Source organism: Ancylobacter oerskovii (assembly GCF_018390555.1).
Classification (GTDB): Bacteria; Pseudomonadota; Alphaproteobacteria; order Rhizobiales; family Xanthobacteraceae; genus Ancylobacter; species Ancylobacter oerskovii.
Window position 1 is genome coordinate 210,729 of the sequence record NZ_JAHBGB010000044.1, and the last position, 18,586, is coordinate 229,314.

At 69.6% G+C, this 18,586-nt stretch carries 21 protein-coding genes; 6 read left to right on the forward strand and 15 right to left on the reverse strand.

Annotation, left to right across the window (positions count from 1 at the left end; genetic code table 11):
• Positions 1-11: 11 nt before the first annotated feature.
• The 12 genes from KHC19_RS22025 to lgt all read right to left on the reverse strand — a co-directional run bounded on the left by KHC19_RS22025 (position 12) and on the right by lgt (position 11,063).
• The gene (locus KHC19_RS22025; RefSeq protein WP_213355561.1) at positions 12-488 is read right to left on the reverse strand and encodes a MaoC/PaaZ C-terminal domain-containing protein; all 477 of its coding nucleotides are present in this window, start codon (positions 486-488) and stop codon (positions 12-14) included.
• Between the two features lie 10 nt (positions 489-498).
• Positions 499-957, reverse strand: a complete 459-nt coding sequence (locus tag KHC19_RS22030; protein WP_213355562.1) for a MaoC/PaaZ C-terminal domain-containing protein — start codon at positions 955-957, stop codon at positions 499-501.
• A 456-nt stretch (positions 958-1,413) separates the two neighbouring features.
• The gene (ychF, locus tag KHC19_RS22035; RefSeq protein WP_213355563.1) at positions 1,414-2,511 is read right to left on the reverse strand and encodes a redox-regulated ATPase YchF; all 1,098 of its coding nucleotides are present in this window, start codon (positions 2,509-2,511) and stop codon (positions 1,414-1,416) included.
• An 88-nt stretch (positions 2,512-2,599) separates the two neighbouring features.
• Positions 2,600-3,211, reverse strand: coding sequence for an aminoacyl-tRNA hydrolase (gene pth, locus KHC19_RS22040; protein WP_213355565.1), 612 nt, complete (start codon positions 3,209-3,211; stop codon positions 2,600-2,602).
• 126 nt (positions 3,212-3,337) lie between these two features.
• The gene (locus KHC19_RS22045) at positions 3,338-3,961 is read right to left on the reverse strand and encodes a 50S ribosomal protein L25/general stress protein Ctc (protein WP_213355567.1); all 624 of its coding nucleotides are present in this window, start codon (positions 3,959-3,961) and stop codon (positions 3,338-3,340) included.
• A gap of 188 nt (positions 3,962-4,149) precedes the next feature.
• Positions 4,150-5,010 carry a hypothetical protein gene (locus KHC19_RS22050; RefSeq protein WP_213355568.1) on the reverse strand — a complete coding sequence of 287 codons (861 nt, stop codon included), beginning with the start codon at positions 5,008-5,010 and terminating at the stop codon, positions 4,150-4,152.
• A 123-nt stretch (positions 5,011-5,133) separates the two neighbouring features.
• Positions 5,134-6,087, reverse strand: coding sequence for a ribose-phosphate pyrophosphokinase (locus KHC19_RS22055; protein ID WP_213355569.1), 954 nt, complete (start codon positions 6,085-6,087; stop codon positions 5,134-5,136).
• 275 nt (positions 6,088-6,362) lie between these two features.
• Positions 6,363-7,079, reverse strand: coding sequence for a hypothetical protein (locus tag KHC19_RS22060; RefSeq protein WP_213355570.1), 717 nt, complete (start codon positions 7,077-7,079; stop codon positions 6,363-6,365).
• A 95-nt stretch (positions 7,080-7,174) separates the two neighbouring features.
• Positions 7,175-8,332 carry a M24 family metallopeptidase gene (locus KHC19_RS22065; RefSeq protein WP_213355571.1) on the reverse strand — a complete coding sequence of 386 codons (1,158 nt, stop codon included), beginning with the start codon at positions 8,330-8,332 and terminating at the stop codon, positions 7,175-7,177.
• Positions 8,333-8,335: 3 nt separating this feature from the next.
• Positions 8,336-9,100, reverse strand: coding sequence for a peptidoglycan editing factor PgeF (gene pgeF, locus KHC19_RS22070; protein ID WP_213355572.1), 765 nt, complete (start codon positions 9,098-9,100; stop codon positions 8,336-8,338).
• Positions 9,097-10,215: a class I SAM-dependent methyltransferase gene (locus tag KHC19_RS22075; RefSeq protein WP_213355574.1), complete on the reverse strand. Its 1,119-nt coding sequence runs from the start codon at positions 10,213-10,215 to the stop codon at positions 9,097-9,099. Before KHC19_RS22075 ends, pgeF begins: the two co-directional genes overlap by 4 nt.
• Complete coding sequence (gene lgt / locus KHC19_RS22080; RefSeq protein WP_213355575.1) at positions 10,212-11,063, reverse strand: prolipoprotein diacylglyceryl transferase; 852 nt, start codon at positions 11,061-11,063, stop codon at positions 10,212-10,214. Before lgt ends, KHC19_RS22075 begins: the two co-directional genes overlap by 4 nt.
• A 244-nt stretch (positions 11,064-11,307) precedes the next feature.
• Here lgt and KHC19_RS22085 point away from each other — a divergent pair, with 244 nt between their 5' ends.
• The 4 genes from KHC19_RS22085 to KHC19_RS22100 all read left to right on the forward strand — a co-directional run bounded on the left by KHC19_RS22085 (position 11,308) and on the right by KHC19_RS22100 (position 13,644).
• Complete coding sequence (locus KHC19_RS22085; protein ID WP_213355576.1) at positions 11,308-11,574, forward strand: accessory factor UbiK family protein; 267 nt, start codon at positions 11,308-11,310, stop codon at positions 11,572-11,574.
• Between the two features lie 233 nt (positions 11,575-11,807).
• Positions 11,808-12,305, forward strand: coding sequence for a type III secretion system chaperone family protein (locus tag KHC19_RS22090; RefSeq protein WP_213355577.1), 498 nt, complete (start codon positions 11,808-11,810; stop codon positions 12,303-12,305).
• A 130-nt stretch (positions 12,306-12,435) separates the two neighbouring features.
• A complete protein-coding gene (gene proC, locus KHC19_RS22095; protein WP_213355578.1) occupies positions 12,436-13,260 on the forward strand; it encodes a pyrroline-5-carboxylate reductase in 825 nt (274 codons plus the stop codon).
• Positions 13,261-13,290: 30 nt separating this feature from the next.
• Positions 13,291-13,644 (forward strand): tRNA-binding protein, encoded by a 354-nt coding sequence (locus KHC19_RS22100; protein ID WP_213355579.1) that lies wholly within the window; start codon positions 13,291-13,293, stop codon positions 13,642-13,644.
• Between the two features lie 155 nt (positions 13,645-13,799).
• Here the strand turns inward: KHC19_RS22100 and KHC19_RS22105 are convergent, their stop codons facing one another.
• The 3 genes from KHC19_RS22105 to KHC19_RS22115 all read right to left on the reverse strand — a co-directional run bounded on the left by KHC19_RS22105 (position 13,800) and on the right by KHC19_RS22115 (position 16,746).
• Positions 13,800-15,188 (reverse strand): ATP-binding protein, encoded by a 1,389-nt coding sequence (locus tag KHC19_RS22105; RefSeq protein ID WP_213356352.1) that lies wholly within the window; start codon positions 15,186-15,188, stop codon positions 13,800-13,802.
• Between the two features lie 107 nt (positions 15,189-15,295).
• Positions 15,296-16,039, reverse strand: coding sequence for a response regulator (locus KHC19_RS22110; RefSeq protein ID WP_213355580.1), 744 nt, complete (start codon positions 16,037-16,039; stop codon positions 15,296-15,298).
• 119 nt (positions 16,040-16,158) lie between these two features.
• On the reverse strand, positions 16,159-16,746 hold the full coding sequence (locus KHC19_RS22115; protein ID WP_213355581.1) for a MarR family winged helix-turn-helix transcriptional regulator: 588 nt from the start codon (positions 16,744-16,746) through the stop codon (positions 16,159-16,161).
• Positions 16,747-17,015: 269 nt separating this feature from the next.
• On the opposite strand from KHC19_RS22115, the gene KHC19_RS22120 reads away from it, so the two are divergent.
• Positions 17,016-17,906 carry a branched-chain amino acid aminotransferase gene (locus KHC19_RS22120; RefSeq protein WP_213355582.1) on the forward strand — a complete coding sequence of 297 codons (891 nt, stop codon included), beginning with the start codon at positions 17,016-17,018 and terminating at the stop codon, positions 17,904-17,906.
• Positions 17,907-18,079: 173 nt separating this feature from the next.
• Positions 18,080-18,583, forward strand: a complete 504-nt coding sequence (locus KHC19_RS22125; RefSeq protein WP_213355584.1) for an NUDIX hydrolase — start codon at positions 18,080-18,082, stop codon at positions 18,581-18,583.
• Positions 18,584-18,586: the final 3 nt, after the last annotated feature.

Sequence of the window (18,586 nt, forward strand, 5' to 3'; positions counted from 1 at the left end):
TTCGCCGCCGCTCAGCTTTCCTCCCGCTCGACGAAGACGCAGTCGTCGAGCGCGAAGACCGGGCGGCCGAACTGATCGGTGCCGGTCTCGTGGGTGAAGACGAGGCCCCATTCCGGGCGGCTGGCGCTCGGCTTCTTCGCGATCACCTCGCTGGCGAAGGTGACGGTATCGCCGGCCAGCACCGGGCGCAGCCATTTGAGGTTCTTGAAGCCCGGGGAGGGGCCGATGCGCGGCACCGGGCGGCCCTGCCGGTGCAACTCGGCATGATGGCGGGCGATGGCCTGCGCCCGCAGGCGGGCGGCGACCGCCGCGGTGTGCCAGCCGGAGGCGGCGAGCCCGCCGAAATGCATGCGCGCGCCGACCGCGGCGTCGAGATGGAAGGGCTGCGGATCGAAGCTGCGGGCGAAGGCGGTGATCTCCTCGGCGAAGAAGCTGTGCGAGCCGAGCGGGGTGACGGTGCCGACCACGACATCCTCGAAGAAGTCCATGACGCCCTCCTCAGGCCGGCCGGAAGCCGGGATTGCGCCGGCCGAGCATGAAGGCGCCGGTGAGCTCGCACACCGGCCGGTTCCCGGCGTCCAGCAATTCGAGCCGCATCTTGACGATGCCCATGTCCGGCCGGCTCTTCGAGGAGCGGGTCTCCAATATGTGGCGGCGCAGGCTCAGCACCGTGCCGGGCCGCACCGGGGCCAGGAAGCGCGCCTCGTCGACGCCCGGCGAGCCGAGGCAATCGGCATTGGCGAGCACCCCGTCCACCAGCAGCCGCATGGCGATGGCGCAGATGTGCCAGCCGGAGGCGCAGAGCCCGCCCACCGCGCTGGCGCCGGCGGCGGCGTCATCGAGATGCAGCGGGTTGGGATCGTATTTGCGCGCGAAGGCGACGATTTCCTCGCGGCCGACCACATAGCGCCCGCTCACCGCGACATGGCCCTCGTGGAAGTCCTCCCAGAAGAGCATAGGCGCCCCCGCTCCGTCCCCGACTCCAGCCTTTATGACAGGCGAGGGGCGCGTCGAGGTCAAGCCATTCGCCGCGACGACGGCGATCCGCCTCAGGCTTCCGGCCTTTCGCGAGGCGGTTGTCGACCGCGGGCACGAGGCGGGCAGGCGCGTTCGGCCGCCCGGGCGTGGGGTTTTGAACTCGAGGTGGCCGGGGAAAGGGCCGAGGCGCACGTCTCGGCGATTCCGTGGCCGGCGGGTCCCGGGGGCACCTCGCCAGCTCGCTGGGCCCGGTGGCGACAGGCGCGGCCGGCGAGCGGGACGCCCCGAGGGAGCGGTGTTGTCATCGGCCACACCAGCAGTGGGCGGAACGGGGGCGCTCGACGGGAGCGGCCTTGCCCCCTGGGCGTCCCCGCTGGAGGCGGGGAGGCCGGGCGCGGGGCGCCACGGCCGCTCGTTGTTCCGGCCTTGGCCGGGTCAGTTGGCGAAGCGGAAATGCAGCACGTCGCCATCGGCGACGACATATTCCTTGCCTTCGAGCCGCAGCCGGCCGGCGTCGCGGGCGCCGGCCTCGCCCTTGCCCTTGACGTAGTCGTCATAGGCGATGGTCTCGGCGCGGATGAAGCCCTTCTCGAAATCGGTATGGATGACGCCCGCCGCCCCCGGCGCCTTGGTGCCGGCGGTGATGGTCCAGGCGCGCGCTTCCTTCGGACCGACGGTGAAATAGGTGACGAGCTGCAGCAGCTCGTAGCCGGCGCGGATGACGCGGTTGAGGCCGGGCTCGTCGAGGTCGATGGCCTCGAGATATTCCTTCTGCTCCTCGGGCGGCAGCACGGCGATCTCGCTCTCGATCTTGGCGGAGACGACGACCGCCTTGGCGCCTTCCTTCGCCGCCTGCTCGAACACCTGCGCGGAGAGCGCGTTGCCCTCCTTCGCCGAGGCTTCCTCGACATTGCAGACATAGAGCACGGGCTTCGAGGACAGCAGGCCGAGCATGCGGAAGGCCTTCTGCTCCTCCGGCTTGACGTCGACCAGGCGGGCCGGCTTGCCCTCGCGCAGCAGGACGAGGGCGCGGCTGATCAGGTCGAACAGTTCCTTGGATTCCTTGTCGCCGCCCTTGGCCTTCTTCTCCAGCGCCGGGGCGCGCTTCTCGAGACTCTCGAGATCGGCCAGCATCAGCTCGGTCTCGATGGTGTCGATGTCGTTGAGCGGCGCGATCTTGCCGTCGACATGGGTGATGTCGCCATCCTCGAAGCAGCGCACCACATGGGCGATGGCGTCGCATTCGCGGATATTGGCGAGGAACTGGTTGCCGAGGCCCTCGCCCTTCGACGCGCCGCGCACCAGGCCGGCAATATCGACGAAGGTGAGGCGGGTGGGGATGATCTGCCCCGAGCCGGCGATTTCCGCCAGCGTGTCGAGCCGCGGGTCCGGCACCGCCACGTCGCCGACATTCGGCTCGATGGTGCAGAACGGATAGTTGGCCGCCTGCGCCGCCGCCGTCTGCGTCAGCGCGTTGAAGAGGGTCGACTTGCCGACGTTCGGCAGGCCGACGATGCCGCATTTGAAGCCCATGGTGCGATGCTCTTGAAATGTCCGATGTGTCGCCGACGTGGTTAGGCAAGCGCGCGCGGGAGCGCAAGCGCCGTGGCCCCCGCCGGGGCTATTTCGCGGCCTCGCCGGCCAGCTTGACCGTGCCGAAGCCCTGTGCCTCCAGGAAGAGATGCAGCCGGCTCTGGAACTCGTCGACCCGGCCGGCGACCAGCAGCCCGGCACAATCGGCGCAGCCATCCTCCACCGCTTCCACCCAGTTGCGCTCGGCCTTGGCGAAATCGCCCAGCACGAAGGGCATGACGAGGTTCCTGTCGCCGGGATGGCCGATGCCGAGCCGTACCCGGCCGTAATCATTGCCGCAATGGGCGGTGACGGAGCGCAGGCCGTTATGGCCGGCATTGCCGCCGCCGAACTTGGCCCGCACCTTGGCGGGCGGCAAATCGAGCTCGTCATGGAAGACGAAGATGTGCTTCAGCTCGATCTTGTAGAAGCGCTGCGCCTCGGCGACGGCGCGGCCGCTCTCGTTCATGAAGGTCTCGGGCAGCAGCGCCAGCACCTTCTCGCCGGCGATCTCGCCCTCGCAGGCGGCGCCCTGGAAGCGGCGGCGCCAGGGCGAGAAACGATGGCGGCGGGCGATGGCGTCCACCACCATGAAGCCGATATTGTGCCGGTTGCCGGCATATTTCGGCCCGGGATTTCCGAGCCCGGCGAAGAGGAACATCCCTGGCCCCGTGGCGCTGACCGCAGCGGTCCCTGAAACGAGAAGGAGCCGGAAGCGGGCTTCCGGCTCCAGATTTCATCCGCCGCGCCCTGATCGCGCGGGAACGTAGCGGGTCGCGTCGGCCGATCAGGCCTTGGCGGCCTCGGCAGCCGCCGCGGCGGCTTCGTCGGCCTCGGCTTCCTTGAGGCCCGACGGCGCCACGATGGTGGCCAGCGTATCGTCGCCATGGCCGGCCCAGGTGACGCCCGCCGGCAGCTTCACCTTCGACAGGTGGACCGAGTCGCCGAAGGCGGCGCCGGAGACGTCAACCTCGATCGCGTCGGGAATGGCGTCGGCCGGAGCGTTCAGCGACACGCTATGGGCGACGATGTTGAGCGTCGCGCCCTGCTTGAAGGCGGCGCCGGTGTCGGCACCGAGGAAATGCACCGGCACGTCGACGGTCAGGGTGGCGCCGATGGCGACCCGCAGGAAGTCGATGTGCAGCGGGAAATCCTTCACCACATCGAGCTGGTAGTCGCGCGGGATGACGCGGTGCGTCTCGCCGTCGACGTCGATGTTGAACAGGGTGGTCAGGAAGTGGCCGGCATAGATGATCTTGTTGATCTCGACATGGTCGAGGGTGATGCCGACGGGGGCCTTCCCGTCGCCATAGATCACGGCGGGCACGCGGCCGGCGCGACGCTCGGCACGGGCGGCCCCCTTGCCGCTCTTCGCGCGGGCCTGCGCCTTCAGTTCCTTGATGGCGGACATGCTTGAATTCCTTGTTTGCAAAAGGAGAGGGCCGCTCGCGCGGCCCGGTCCCTTCAGGCTGGGTCTGGTGGTGCCGCAGCGGGCCTCCAGGGGTGCGGAATGGCTGCAGCGAGCGGCTCAATAGCAGCAAAAGCCTTCTGCGGCAATGCTTGCCTCAACGCCCGCCGCCATCGCGCGCCGCCGGGCGGCTAGAACTTGCCCAGCACGCCGGCCTTCACCACGCCGCTGGCGTTCGAATCCACCGGCGCCGAACGCTGGACCGAGATGAAGCGCTCATAGGTGCCCATCGGCGCGCGCCATTCCACGCCGGTGTTGACGGTGGAGGAACTGTCCATCTCGACGGTGGCGCCGAGCTTGTCGCCCGTGCCGAGGCTGTCCAGCGGCACGCTGTAGCTGCTGCCGACGGTATAGCCGTCATAGACGGAGGGCGTGCCGGTGGAGGCCGAGGCGCCCAGCTGGCTGGTGCCGTAGAGCGAGAGATTGTCCATGGAATAGCCGACGCGGCCCTTCACCTCGCCATTGCCGCTGCCGGCCTGCCGGTTGAGCAGCGAGGAGACCGGGGCGGTGGCCGACATGCTGGTGGAGACGCCGACGCTGACCGGACCGCGCTCGACGAACTGGACGCTGGTGGGCAGCCGGGACCCCTTCGGCGCCGCGACGGACTTGCGTTCCGGCAGCTGCGCGTTGGGCGCCGGCTTCTCGCTCGCCAGCTCCGGCGTGCCGCCGAGGCCGAGATCGAGGCTCTCATAGAGCGAAGGCGGCGTCCATTCCTCGACCGGGGTGTCGGCGATCCGCGGCGGGGCGGGCTCGGGTATGTCGGCCGGGCGCGGCGGGGGGAGCGCCGGCGCGGCGGCCGCTTCCGGGGCCTCCCGCGGGTCGGCGGGCGTGACGATGACGGTGACGCCGGCCCATGGATCGACCGGGTCATAGGGCAGCGGCCCGCCCATGGACTGGGCGAGGGCCATGGCCGGCGTCAGCGCCGTGCCGGCCGCACAGAGCAGGAGGGACAGGCGAACCGGCCTGTGGCCACGCAAGTGGGTGCGTTGCATCGGGTCGTCCCGTTGGATTCGACGAGCCCGAGTCTATGCGGCCGAAAAGTGGAATGAGCATGGCGCAGCGCACACAAACGCGTGCGCTGCGGTGAGGGAAGGCCGTTCCGGCGAAACAGCGCCTCAGTTGAACAGGCTGGAGACGCTTTCCTCGTGCGCAGTGCGCCCGATCGCCTCGGCCAGCAGGCTGGCGATGGAAATGACGCGGATGTTGCGCGCCACCCGCACCGCCTCGGTGGGCTGGATCGAATCGGTGATCACCAGTTCCTTGAGATTGGAGGCGGTGACGCGGGCCACCGCGCCGCCGGAGAGCACGCCATGGCTGATATAGGCGTGCACCTCGGTGGCGCCGCGCTCCAGCAGCGCGTCGGCGGCGTTCACCAGCGTGCCGCCGGAATCGATGATGTCGTCGACCAGGATGCAGCGCTTGCCGCGCACGTCGCCGATGACGTTCATCACCTCGCTCTCGCCGGGGCGCTCGCGGCGCTTGTCGACGATGGCGAGCTGGGCGTCGATGCGCTTGGCGAGCGCGCGGGCGCGCACCACGCCGCCGACGTCCGGCGACACCACGGTGATGTCGTTGAGGTCGAAGCGCGACTTCACGTCCTGCACCATCACCGGGGCGGCGAACAGGTTGTCGGTCGGTATGTCGAAGAAGCCCTGGATCTGCCCGGCGTGCAGGTCGACGGTGAGCACGCGGTCGGCGCCGGCATGGGTGATCAGGTTGGCCACCAGCTTGGCGGAGATCGGCGTGCGGCCGGAGGAGCGGCGGTCCTGCCGCGCATAGCCGAAATAGGGCAGCACGGCGGTGATGCGGCGGGCGGAGGAGCGGCGCAGCGCATCGATGATGATGAGCAGCTCCATCAGATGGTCGTTGGTCGGGAAGGAGGTCGACTGCAGGACGAAGACATCCTTGCCGCGGACATTCTCCTGGATCTCGACGAAGATCTCCATATCGGCGAAGCGCCGCACCACCGCCTTGCTCAGCGGCGTGGCGAGATAGGCGCCGATCGCCTCGGCGAGGGGGCGGTTGCTGTTGCCCGCGACCAGTTTGATCGACCCGTTATTGCTGGACATTCCGGCACGCGCTCCAAGCCGTAGATTCACTGCGCGAGGTCATCGCGCCTTCCTCGCGGCCGTCGCACGACCGTCGCGAGGTCCTGATAGGCGGGCCGGCCAGCCCTGTAAAGCCACACCAACGCAGGATTTGCGCGAGCCGGACACCGGGTGTCGGGGCGGCAACGCCGCGGATGCGGGGCAGGCGGCGCGATCGGGCGGGTGGCCAGTGACTTGCGGCCAGTGACTTGCGGCCAGTGACTTGCGGCCAGTGACTTGCGGCCAGTGACTTGCGGTCAGTGACTTGCGGTGAGGGCAAGCGTCGAGGTGGTCCCGTCCACCGGCGCCTCGCCGCCGGCATCGGCGACCGGCGGGCCGTCATCGGTGCGCACCGGCTCGTAGGGATCCTCGGCCACGGCGGGCTCGGGCGCCGGATCGTCCGTGCTGGCCGGCTTGCGCGGCGCCGTCGGGTTCTGCGCGAGGCGGGTGGAGATTTCCGTGAGGCTCTGGGCGGCGATGCGGTCGAGCATGGCCTGATCGACATTGGCCCAGACATCGGCCCCGGTGCCGGCCGGCTCGGCGCCGGAGACGCGCAGCACCCGCTCGCGATCCTGGTCGTAGACGTCCCATGCCCAGTCGACGCTGCCCTTGCCGTTCTCGACGACGGCGACGAGATAGCCGCGCACGCGATAGGGCGCGTTGCTGTCGCGGGAGGCGACCGGGATGCGCTGGGTGCCGGCCTCGGCGGACAGGCTGGTGACGAGCTTGTCGAACACCGGCTCCGGCGGGCCGTCGATGGATTCAAAGGCAAGGGCGCGGGGCGCGGCGGAGCGCGAGGCGAGCGTGCGGGAGGAGGACGAGGGAGAGGAGGAAGCCTGCACGGCCGACCCCGCGGCACTGGCCACCGGCTTGTTGGCGCCGCCGGTCTGGCAGGCCGCCAGCCCGAGGGCGATGACGGTGGCTGCCGCGGCGGGTGCGAACCGGCGAAGTCGCCGGTCGAGCTGTTCCATCATCAAGCGCCGTCCCCTTGCGGGCCGGTCGCTGCGCGTGTCCGTGCCGGAGCGATTCGGCGCGGCCGCGCCGTCGCCGGCACATCCGGGGCAAATCGTTAACGGGAATTAACGATGAAATCCAGAGGGGCACCCGTTAACGGCTCGTTACCGTTAACGGTGACGAGATAGGTCCGGCCGAGGCACATGGCGGTTTCGGTCTCGCTGTCCATCAGGATCATGTGGGCGAACATCACCATCCCCGGCTCCAGCACCCAGGGATTGGCCTCGTAGAACATCGGCGGGTCCATCCAGGACGGGGTGAACTTGGCGCCGAGCGAATAGCCGCAGGCGGCGAGCCGGTGATCGGCCAGGCCGTGGCCGTCCATCACCTCGCTATGGGCGGCGAACACCTCGCCGGCGGTGCGGCCGGGGACGATGTGGCGGGCGCAGGCCTCGAGCGCCCGCTTCGCGGCGTCGAACAGGTCGGTATGGCGATCATAGGGCTCGCCGATGACGACGGTCTCCATCATCGCCGCATGGTAGTGGCGATAGGCGCCGGCCCATTCCAGCGTGATCTGGTCGCGCGCGCCGAGGCGGCGGCGGCCGGACTTGTAGCGGCAGAGCAGGGCGTCGCGGGCGGAGCCGATGATGAACTCGTTGCCGGGGTAGTCGCCGCCGCCCTTGAAGATGGCGCCCTGCATGGCGGCGAGCACCTCGCCCTCGTCGACGCCGGGGGCGATGAGGTCGATGGCCGCCTGCCGGGCGTCGAGCGCCAGCTGGCCGGCCTTGCGGACGTAGAAGATTTCCTCCTCCGACTTCACCGCCCGGAGATAATCGACGAGGCCGGAGGCATCGGAGAGGGCGGCGAAGCCCTCGAAAGCGGCGTCGAGCTTGCGGCCATTGGCGGCGGTGAGGCCGTAGCTGTCATATTCGACGCCGATGCGGGCATGGGTGCCGCCGAGATCGGCCACCATGTCGCGCAATTGCTGCTGCGGCGTGGAATGCGCGGAATCGCGCCAGATGCGGATGTCCTCGATCAGCGAGGTGTGCTGCGCCTGCCTGAGGTCCGCCGAACGGGTGAGCAGGGCGAAACGGCCATCGGCGCCCAGCCACAGCGACTGGAAGAAGCAGAAGCCGAACGTGTCGTAGCCGGTGAGCCAGTACATCGATTCCTGCTGGAACATCAGCAGGCCGTCGAGTTGGCGCTCCGCCATCTCCGCCAGCAGGCGGTTCTTGCGGCGCTCGAATTCCCGGGTGGTGAAATGCAGGCTCATGGCTCAAGGCACCAGGGTGATGGCGGCGATCAGCCGGCCGTAATCGGGCTCGCCGCGATGGGTGGCGCGACGATAGGAATAGAAGCGGGCCTCGTCGGCATAGGTGTCGAGGCCGAGGTCCTCGACGGTGCCGACCCCGAGGCGGGCCAGGCGGGCGGCGATGTAGCCGGGCAGGTCGAACATCGCGTGGCCCGGCCGTTCGGACGGCGCCAGGAAACGATCATTGCCGGCGTCGAGCGCGGTGACGTTGGCGACGAAGTCCGGGCCCACCTCGTAGCTCGGCTGGCGGATCAGCGGGCCGATGGCGGCGACGATGCGCTCGCGGCGGGCGCCGAGTTCCTCCATGCGCGCGACGGTGCTGTCGAGCACGCCGCCGACCGCGCCCTTCCAGCCGGCGTGGGCGGCACCGACGACGCCCGCCTCGGCATCGGCGAACAGCACCGGGCCGCAATCGGCGATCGAGACGCTGATGGCGATGCCGGGCGTATCGGTGGCGAGCGCGTCGGCCTTGGGGCGCTCGCCCCAGGGGGCGCGGGCGAGGAGGCAGTCCGGCGAATGGACCTGCCAGCAGGTGAGGAAGTGCGTCGGCGGCACGTCGAGCGCGGCGGCCATGCGGGCGCGGTTCTCGACGACGTTGCCCGGCACGTCGCTGGAGCCGGTGCCGCCGTTGAGACCGGCATAGATGCCCTCCGACACGCCGCCCTCGCGGGTGAAGAAGGCGTGGCGGATGCCGGGCAGCGCCTTGAGCGCGGGGGATTCGACCTTCATGCGGAACCTCCGAATTCGTCTTCCGGCGCGAATCCCGCCGGGGCGCCGAGATGAGGATGCACCAGCGCGAGCGCCTTGAAGAGGGTGCCCATGCCCTGCTCGTGCGTGCCGGCGAGGCGGAGCGCGGCGGCATCGATGGCCGCGGCGGCCTCCGGCGAGGCATCGCGCTTCAGCCGACCGGCGCGGGCCTCGAGGCCGAGCCGGCCCAGCAACTCGCCCTGGCCGACGGGCCCGAAGGCGCGGCCCCCGTTGGCGCGGGCGGCGGCGGCGAGAGCGGCGAAATCGACATGCGCGGTGAGGTCGGCCTCGCCGGGATGGGCGAGCGGGTCGTCATAGGCGTGCGCACGCAACGCCTGCAGCGTGTCGCCGAAGCCGCCGGCGTGCCCGTAATCGACGAACAGCGCCGCGCCGCCGTCGCGGGGAAGGCGCGCCCCGACATGGGCGGCGACGCTCCGGCCGAGCGGGCAGATTTCGAGCAGCGCCCCCGCCGGGGTGGCGAGCAGCCGGTGCTCGTCGGCGGCGTCGAGGCGGGCGCCGGGACGCAGCCCGAAAGCGAGCGCGCCTTCGGCGTCGAGCCCGACCATGCGCTCGGCGATGCCCTCCGGCGTGCGGACGAACTGGCGGACCGGCAGGGCGTCGATGAATTCGTTGGCGAGAAGGATGAGCGGGCCGGCGGGCAGGTCCTCCACCCGATCGGCCCATTCGATGCGATGGCCGGCGAGGGCGGCGCGCTGGACATCCCGCAGGCGCGGCGAGGCCTCGACCAGCACGAGGCGGGCGGCGTCGAGAAAGCCGGGAACGACGCGGGCGGCGCGCAGGGCATCGGCCATCAGCGTGCCGCGGCCGGGCCCGAGCTCGGCGAATACGAAGGGGGAGGGCGCGCCGAGGCGCATCCAGGCATCGGCCGCCCACAGGCCGAGCAGCTCGCCGAACATCTGGCTGATCTCCGGCGCGGTGACGAAATCGCCGGCGCGGCCGAAGGGTTCGCGGGTGGAATAGTAGCCGTGGCGGGGGTGGAACAGGCACTCGGCCATGAAATCCGCCACGGTGAGCGGGCCGTCGGCCGCGATCCGGGCGGCGAGAGCGGAGGCGAGCGGCGTGGGCGTCCCGCTCATGCGCGGGCGCGCTGGTCGAGCGGCGGGCGGCGGGCCGAATGCCAGGCGAGCCAGGCGCCGAACAGCACCATCGGCACCGACAGCACCATGCCCATGGTCAGCCAGCCGCCATAGAGATAGCCGAGCTGCGCATCCGGCTCGCGCACGAATTCCACGATGATGCGCGAGATGCCGTAGAGCATGACGAACAGGCCGCCGACGATGCCGGGGCGGGCCAACGCCCGGAAGCCGTGGATGGCGATCTGCAGGATGACGAAGATGGCGATGCCTTCCAGCGCCGCCTCGTAGAGCTGGCTGGGATGGCGCGGCAGCGGGCCGCCGGTGGGGAACACGAATGCCCAGGGCACATCGGTGACGCGGCCCCACAATTCGCCATTGATGAAATTGGCGAGGCGGCCGAGGAACAGGCCGATCGGCACCACCGCGGCGGCGATGTCCAGCATCGACATCAAGGGCAGGCCGCGGCGGCGGCAGAACAGCGCCATGGCGAGGATGGAGCCGAGGAAGCCGCCGTGGAAGGACATGCCGCCATGCCAGACGGTGAGCGCTTCCATCGGGTGATCGGCATAATAGGGCAGGTTGTAGAACAGCACATAGCCGATGCGCCCGCCGAGGATGACGCCAAAGGCGACCCACACCACGGCATCGTCGAACTCTTCCGGCGCGATGGCTGCCTTGCCGCCCCAGAGCGCCGGCGTGGCGCAGAGCTTCTTCGCCAGCCACCAGCCGATGAGCAGGCCGGCGACATAGGCGAGGGCGTACCAGCGGACGGCGAAGGGGCCGAGCTGGACCAGCACCGGATCGATGGCCGGGAAGGGCAGGGCGAGAAGCGGCGAAGCGATCAGCATGAAGGATCCGGGCTGCGGGGCCGACGACGGCGCGCCCGGCCGCGGCACGACTCGCGCGGCATTCGGCGCCGTCACGGTCTTGCCTCCCTCGCGTGACAGGATCAAGGCCGAGATGGGTCGCTGCGGCCGGCAAACCGCCGCCCCCGGCGTGTGGAATATGGGTGCGGGCGGCGTCGCGCCCTTGCGGTGCGGGGACTTGCGCCCCATTGTTCAAGCCGAGGCGTCACGCCGGGAGAGAGTAGACATGACCCAGACCACGAGCCGCATCTTCGACGATTTTGCGCGCCTGATGAACGATGCCGCCGGCGTCGCCACCGGCGTGCGGCGCGAGGCCGAGACGGTGATGCGCGCTCAGGCCGAGCGTATCCTGCGCGAGCTCGACGTGGTGACGCGCGAGGAGTTCGACACGGTGAAGGATCTCGCCGCCGCCGCCCGCGAGGAGAACGAGGAGCTGAAGGCGCGGATCACGGCGCTGGAAGCCCGGCTCGCCACGCCCGACGCGGCCGAATGAGGGGGGCTGTGGACGCCGGGCCGCGAGGCTTGCGGCATCCCGCGAATCCCTGACACCTTCAATCTATTGATTGTCGAGAGGCGATCACCCACGAACGGTCGTAGCGAGGTACGGATTCAGCGCGATATAGTCGGATCACGGTGATTCGTTCGGAGAACGAAGGAGTTGCCGGCCTGCTGCCCGCGTTGTGTGCGTTCGACCCCCTCCCGCGTCCCAGCCTCGCGAGGTCGAGCATGACCTATACCGATTTCGAAGCCGACACCCGGATCAATCCCCTCGATCTCGTCGAACGCATGGCCGCGCTCAACGAATGGTCGTTCGAACGCTCGGCCGAGGATGAGATCACCATTTCGGTGGAGGGGCGGTGGACCGATTGCCACGTCTCCTTCCAGTGGATGGACGAGGTGGAAGCGCTGCACATCGCCTGCGCCTTCGACCTGAAGGTGCCGGAGAAGCGCAAGAACGAGGTGCTGCGGCTGCTGTCGCTGATCAACGAGCAGATGTGGGTCGGCCATTTCGACCTGTGGTCGAAGGAGGGCGTGATCATGTTCCGCCATGCCCTGCTGCTCGCCGGTGCCGAGGCGACCGATCGCCAGTGCGAAGTGCTGATGGAAGTCGCGGTGGAGGCGGTGGAGCGCTATTTCCCGGCCTTCCAGTTCGTGGTCTGGGCCGGCAAGTCGGCGCGCGAGGCGATGGACGCCACCCTGTTCGAGACCATCGGCGAAGCGTAGCGAGGCGCCGGCGGCGTTCGCTGCCGGAGATGCGGTGGACACCGGTGCCGCCGGGGCAGCATTGATCGGGCGAATCCGCTAATCCCTTGCCCGATACCGCTCAGGCGGCGCAGAGGCGCGAGGCGACACCATGGCTCTTCTTTCCGATATTCCCGGCCGTGTCCTGCTGGTGGGGGCCGGCAAGATGGGCGGTGCCATGCTCGAAGGCTGGATCGGCCTCGGGCTGGAGCCCGCCCGGATCGCCGTCGTCGATCCGGGTCCGCCGCCGGAAGTGGCGGCGATGCTGGAAGCGCGCGGCGTGGCGCTCAATCCGCTCAATGGCGGGCCGCCATCGGTGATGCTGGTGGCGGTGAAGCCGCAGGTGGCCCCCGACGTGCTTGCCAAGGTGGCGCCGCTCGCCGGGCCGGGCACGCTGGTGGTCTCGGTGATGGCCGGCCGCACGCTCGCCTTTCTCGAGGAGCATTTCGCGCCGGGCACGGCGGTGGTGCGCTCGATCCCCAACACCCCGGCGGCGATCGGGCGTGGCGTCACGGTGGCGGTGCCGAACCGGGCGGTCTCGCCGGAGCAGATGCGCATCGCCGATGCGCTGCTCAAGGCCACCGGCGGCTGCGAATGGGTGGAGAGCGAGGACCTGATCGACGTCGCCACGGCGGTGTCGGGCTCGGGCCCGGCCTATGTGTTCCTGCTCGCCGAGGCGCTGGCGGAGGCCGGTGCCAAGGCCGGGCTGCCGGTCGACATGGCCGACCGGCTCGCCCGCGCCACCGTCGCCGGCGCCGGCGAGCTGATCGTCCGCTCCGGCATCGACCCGGCGCAGCTTCGGCGCAACGTCACCTCGCCGAACGGCACCACGGCGGCGGCGCTGTCGGTGCTGATGGACGAGACGAAGGGGTTCGGCCCGCTGCTGACCGAGGCGGTCGCCGCCGCCGCGCGCCGCTCGCGCGAGCTGGCGGGCTGAGCCGGCGGACGCGAAGACGAGGAGGATCCCATGAGCCTTGCACCCGCCGCGACCATCGATATCGGCGACTTCCTGAAGGTCGACATCCGCGTCGGCACGATCATCCAGGCCGAGCCCTTCCCGGAGGCGCGCAAGCCGGCGCTGAAGCTGGTGATCGACTTCGGCGCCCATGTCGGGGTGAAGAAGTCCACGGCGCAGATCACCGTGCACTATGCGCCGGAGGACCTCATCGGCCGGCAGGTGGCGGCGGTGGTGAACTTCCCGCCGCGGCAGATCGGGCCCGTGATGTCGGAGGTGCTGACCCTCGGCTTCCCGGACGAGGACGGCGCCGTGGTGCTGTTCGCTCCCGACCGCGAGGTGCCGAACGGGGCGCGGCTGTTCTGAGGCGGGGGGCGCCGGTCTCGGCTTGCTTCATTCCGGGGCTGGACCCCGGGCATCCGGCTGTCCCGACTTGTTCCGATGTATGGGTCGGATCCCCGGGTCACGCCCGGGGACGAGGGTGAGGTTCGGGGCGGCGGCATGTCCAAAGCTTCGCCCATTCACACCGGGATGCGGATGGTCGCCCTCAGCCCGCCGAGCGGGCTGTCGCCCAGCGTGACATCGCCTCCATGGGCGCGCGCCGCGTCGCGGGCGATGGTCAGCCCCAGCCCCGAGCCGCCTTCGTCCTGATTGCGCGCCTCGTCGAGGCGGAAGAACGGCCGGAACACCTCCTCGCGCCGTTCGGGCGGAATGCCGGGGCCGTCGTCGTCCACCGTGACGATCAGCCAGCGCTCGGCGCGGGTGCCGTTGATGTCGATGCGGCCGGCATAGCGCCAACCATTCGCCACCAGATTGGCGAGGCAGCGGCGGAAGGCGTCCGGCCGCAGCGTCACCATCGGATCGCCGGAGAAGGACGCGGTGACGGTGGCCCCGTGGCGCTCGCCGGCCACCCGGGCCTCCTCGATCAGCCGGGCGATGTCGGTGAGCGCCGGCGGCTCGCCCATGTCGTCGCGGGCGAAGGCGAGATAGGCCTCCAGCATGCTCTGCAACTCGTCGACATCCTTGCGCAGCGCCTCGGTCTCGCGCTCGTCCATGAAGGCGAGTTCCAGCTTGAAGCGGGTGAGGATGGTGCGCATGTCGTGCGACACGCCCGCCAGCATGGTGGTGCGCTGCTCGATCTGCCGCTCGATGCGCCGCTTCATCTCGATGAAGGCGAGCGCCGCGCCGCGCACCTCGCGCGCCCCGCGCGGCCGGAAGCCGGTGACGTCGCGCCCCTTGCCGAAGGCGATGGCGGCGTCGGCCAGCGCCTCGATCGGCTTGATCTGGTTGCGCAGGAACAGGATGGCGACGGTGAGCAGCACCAGCGAGGTGCCGACCATCCAGACCAGGAAGATGTGGGAGTTCGAGAGATAGGCCTGACTGCGGCGGGCGAAGATGCGCATCACCATGTCGTCGAACTGGATCCGCACCTCGATCAGGTTGGAATTGCCGACGGTATCGGTCCAGAACGGCCGGCGCAGCCGCTTGCCGAGCTCGCCGGTGAAGTTGGAATCGAGGATGGAGAAGAAGGGCTTGGGCCCCGGCGGCGGCAGGTGCTCGTCGGGCAGGAAGTCGACCGACAGGCCCATGGCCGACTGGGCGATCTGCCGCACCCGCTCGCGTCCCTCCTGGCTGGGAAAGGCGACGGCGAGGTCGGCGAGCGCGGTGATGTCCTGCGACACCGCGGCGGAGAGCCGGCGGGTGACGGTGTTGTAGTGGCGTTCCATGAACACGAAGGCCAGCACCGATTGCAGGATCACCATCGGCGTGACGATGATGATCAGCGAGCGGGCGTAGAGCCCCTTCGGCATCACCCGGTTGAACCAGGAGCCGAAGCGGGCATTGTTCTCGCGCAGGCGGGCATTGGCGTCGCACAGGGCGCCCCAGGCGGTGTGGGCCCCCTTCGGCATGACCCGGCCCACCGCGGCGGCGAGGCGGGCATTGTTCTCCCGCAGGCGCGTGCCGAGATCGCGCAGGAAGTGCCGGGCGGCGCCGAGCCGCTGATCGTCGAGCAGGCTCAAGGCGCCACGACCAGCCGGTAGCCGACGCCGCGCACGGTCTGCAGATAGGCCGGGTTGGCCGGATCGCGCTCGATCTTGCGGCGCAGGCGGTTGACCTGCACGTCGACCGCCCGGTCGCCGGCGGAAATGCCGGGGGCGACCAGCGCCTGGCGCGGCACCGTCTCGCCCGGCCGCTCGCCGAGCACGCGCAGCATGTCGCGCTCGCGGTCGGTAAGGCGGACGAGTTCGCCCTCGCGCTGGAGCTCGCCGCGCTCCAGATGGAACACGAACGGCCCGAACCGCACGGATTCGATGACCTGGGCCGGCGGGACCGCCGCGCGCTTCAGGATGTTGTTGATGCGCAGCAGCAGCTCGCGCGGCTCGAAGGGCTTGGCGAGATAGTCGTCGGCGCCGATCTCCAGCCCCTTGATGCGGTCCTCGGTCTCCGAGCGGGCGGTGAGCATGAGGATCGGCACGCCGGATTCGGTGCGCACCAGCCGGGCGAGCTCCAGCCCGTTCATGCCGGGCATCATCACGTCGAGGATGAGCAGGTCGAAGGTGAGGCCGGCGAGCCGTCCGCGCGCGTCGTCGGCCGATTCCGCCGTCGTCACCCGATAGCCCTGCTCCGACAGGAAGCGCGAGAGGAGGTCGCGGATCCGGCGGTCGTCGTCGACGATCAGCAAATGGACGGCGTCGTCGGCCGGCGTCGCCATGCGCGGGCGGGCGGTCGAGGCGGGGCCGGAACTGGCAGCGTCGAGCATCGGTGTCTCCTCGATCGCCTTGCGGCCAGGCGGAATCGCCCGATCGGAAAGCGCTTTCGATTCAATGGGCTGGAGCATGTTCCCTTTGCGAAGGCCTTTCGACCTTCGCGGAACACGCCCTAGCGCGGGCGGGCGGGCGCCTTGCCGGCGCGCGCGCTGCCCGGCGCCATGGCCTGGTCGGCGCGGGCGATGAGCTTCTCCACCCCGGCCTGATCTTCGGCATCGATCATGGCGACAAGAAAGCGGCGCACATCCTCCCGCGTGCCCGGCGCGCAGGCAGCGAGCGCCCGCTCGATGCGCTGCGACTGGATGGCCACAAAGTCGCGCGCCAGTGCCGCGCCCTTGGGCGTGAGGTGGAGCAGGCGCTGGCGGCGGTCGGAGGAGCCGGCGCGGCTGTCGACGAAGCCGCCGTCGACCAGCTCGCGCAGCACCCGTCCGAGGCTCTGCTTGGTGATGCGCAATATGTCGAGCAGGTCCGTCACCCGCATGCCCGGGTGGCGGTTGACGAAGTGGAGGACCCGGTGATGCGCGCGCCCGAAACCGTACCCCTGCAGCACCTTGTCCGGGTCGCTGACGAAGTTGCGATAGGCGAAGAACAGCAGCTCGATCAGGTCGGTCTGGTTGGCCGGCGCGGCATCGCCCGCGGCGGCGGCATCGGCATCCGCCGCATTGGCGTGGGGCGGTCGAGAGACATTTATGTCAGCCATGTTGACTTTTTTCGTTATGATCGTTACCAAGAAGCCCTGTTTGACGAAAGGATCGTTCGGGTTGCCCCGCGCGACCTTCGCGTCAGCCAGCGCGTCGGCGGTGCCGGATGGCAGTTCCTTCGACGGCGATCACGATAGATGTACTTGGCCTGCGAAGCAAAATATGCGCTGAAAACACGCACGCGACCGGGTAGGACATGCTTTAAGGACAAGATGGGCGCTGCCGCCGGATCATGGCGGGCGGCGGGCCCCGTTCGGGAGACAGTACCATGGCAAGCGAACCCTTCGACAAACGCAGTGGCTGGATCTGGTACGACGGCGCCTTGGTGCCGTGGTCGGATGCCAAGGTCCATGTTCTGACGCACGGCCTGCATTACGGCAGCTGTGTATTCGAGGGCGAGCGCGCCTATGGCGGCGAGATCTTCAAGCTGGACGAGCACACCGTCCGCCTGAAGGAGAGCGCGCGCCTGCTCGATTTCGAGATTCCCTACAGCGAGGCGGAGATCAACGCCGCCTGCCGCGAGATCCTGGTGAAGCAGAATCTGGTCGACGCCTATCTGCGCCCGGTGGCGTGGCGCGGCTCGGACATGATGGGCGTCTCCGCCCAGAACAACCAGATCCACCTCGCCATCGCGGCGTGGGAATGGCCGAGCTATTTCGATCCGGCGGAGCGGCTGAAGGGCATCCGCATCGGCATGGCGAAGTATCGCCGTCCCGATCCGCTGACCGCGCCCTCGACCTCGAAGGCGGCCGGCCTCTACATGATCTGCACCATCTCCAAGCACGCTGCCGAGCGCGAGGGCTATGCCGACGCGCTGATGCTGGACTGGCGCGGCCGTGTCGCCGAATGCACCGGCGCCAACATCTTCTTCGTGAAGGATGGGGTGATCCACACGCCGGAGGCGGATGCGTTCCTCAACGGCATCACCCGCCAGACGGTGATCGCGCTCGCCAAGCGCCGCGGCATCGAGGTGAACGAGCGGGCGATCATGCCGGAGGAGCTGTCCAGCTTCGACGAGTGCTTCATCACCGGTACCGCCGCCGAGGTGACGCCGGTGTCGGAGATCGCCGGCACGCATTTCCAGCCCGGCCCGGTGACCAAGACGCTGTTCGAGGATTACAACGTCGAGGTGCAGCCGAAGAAGAAGGCGGCGGCGTAAGCGGCCGACGCTCTTCGCACATGAATGAAATGCCGGCCTTCGGGCCGGCATTTTCGTTTTGCGCACCCGGTCCGGGCACCGGTAGGGCTCGGCGTGCGTCGGCCTCCCGGCGTCGGGGACTTGCTATGCATCGGGGGCTTGCCGCGCGCGGCGGATTGGCCTAGCCGGGCGGCATGAGCATCTGGCGCCCGGTTTCCCATATTCGCGTTCTCGCCATCGGCCTGCACTGGCGGAACGGCCGGCTGCTCGCCGCCGAGGTGCGGGACGATCTCGGCCGCCTCAAGGGCGTGCGGCCGCTGGGCGGCGGGGTCGAGTTCGGCGAACGCTGCGAAGCCGCCCTCATGCGCGAATTCCGCGAGGAACTGGGCGTCGCGATCGAGGTGATCGACGGTCCGGCGGTGCTGGAGAACATCTACACCCATCAGGGCGCGACCGGGCATGAGGTGGTGTTCGCCTATGAGGTGGATTTCGCCGCGGACGCCTTCGCCGGGCAGGATCGCATCGTCTTCCACGAGGACGACGGCAGCCCGGTGGTGGCGCACTGGTACGATCTGGCCGAACTCGACATCGCCGGCGGGCCGGCGCTCTATCCCGAGGGGCTGAAGCGGCATCTGCTCGCCCGCCGGGCGGAGGGCTCGGCGTTTGCACGGCTCCGTGTCGAGGGCTCGGACGCGTAGGGA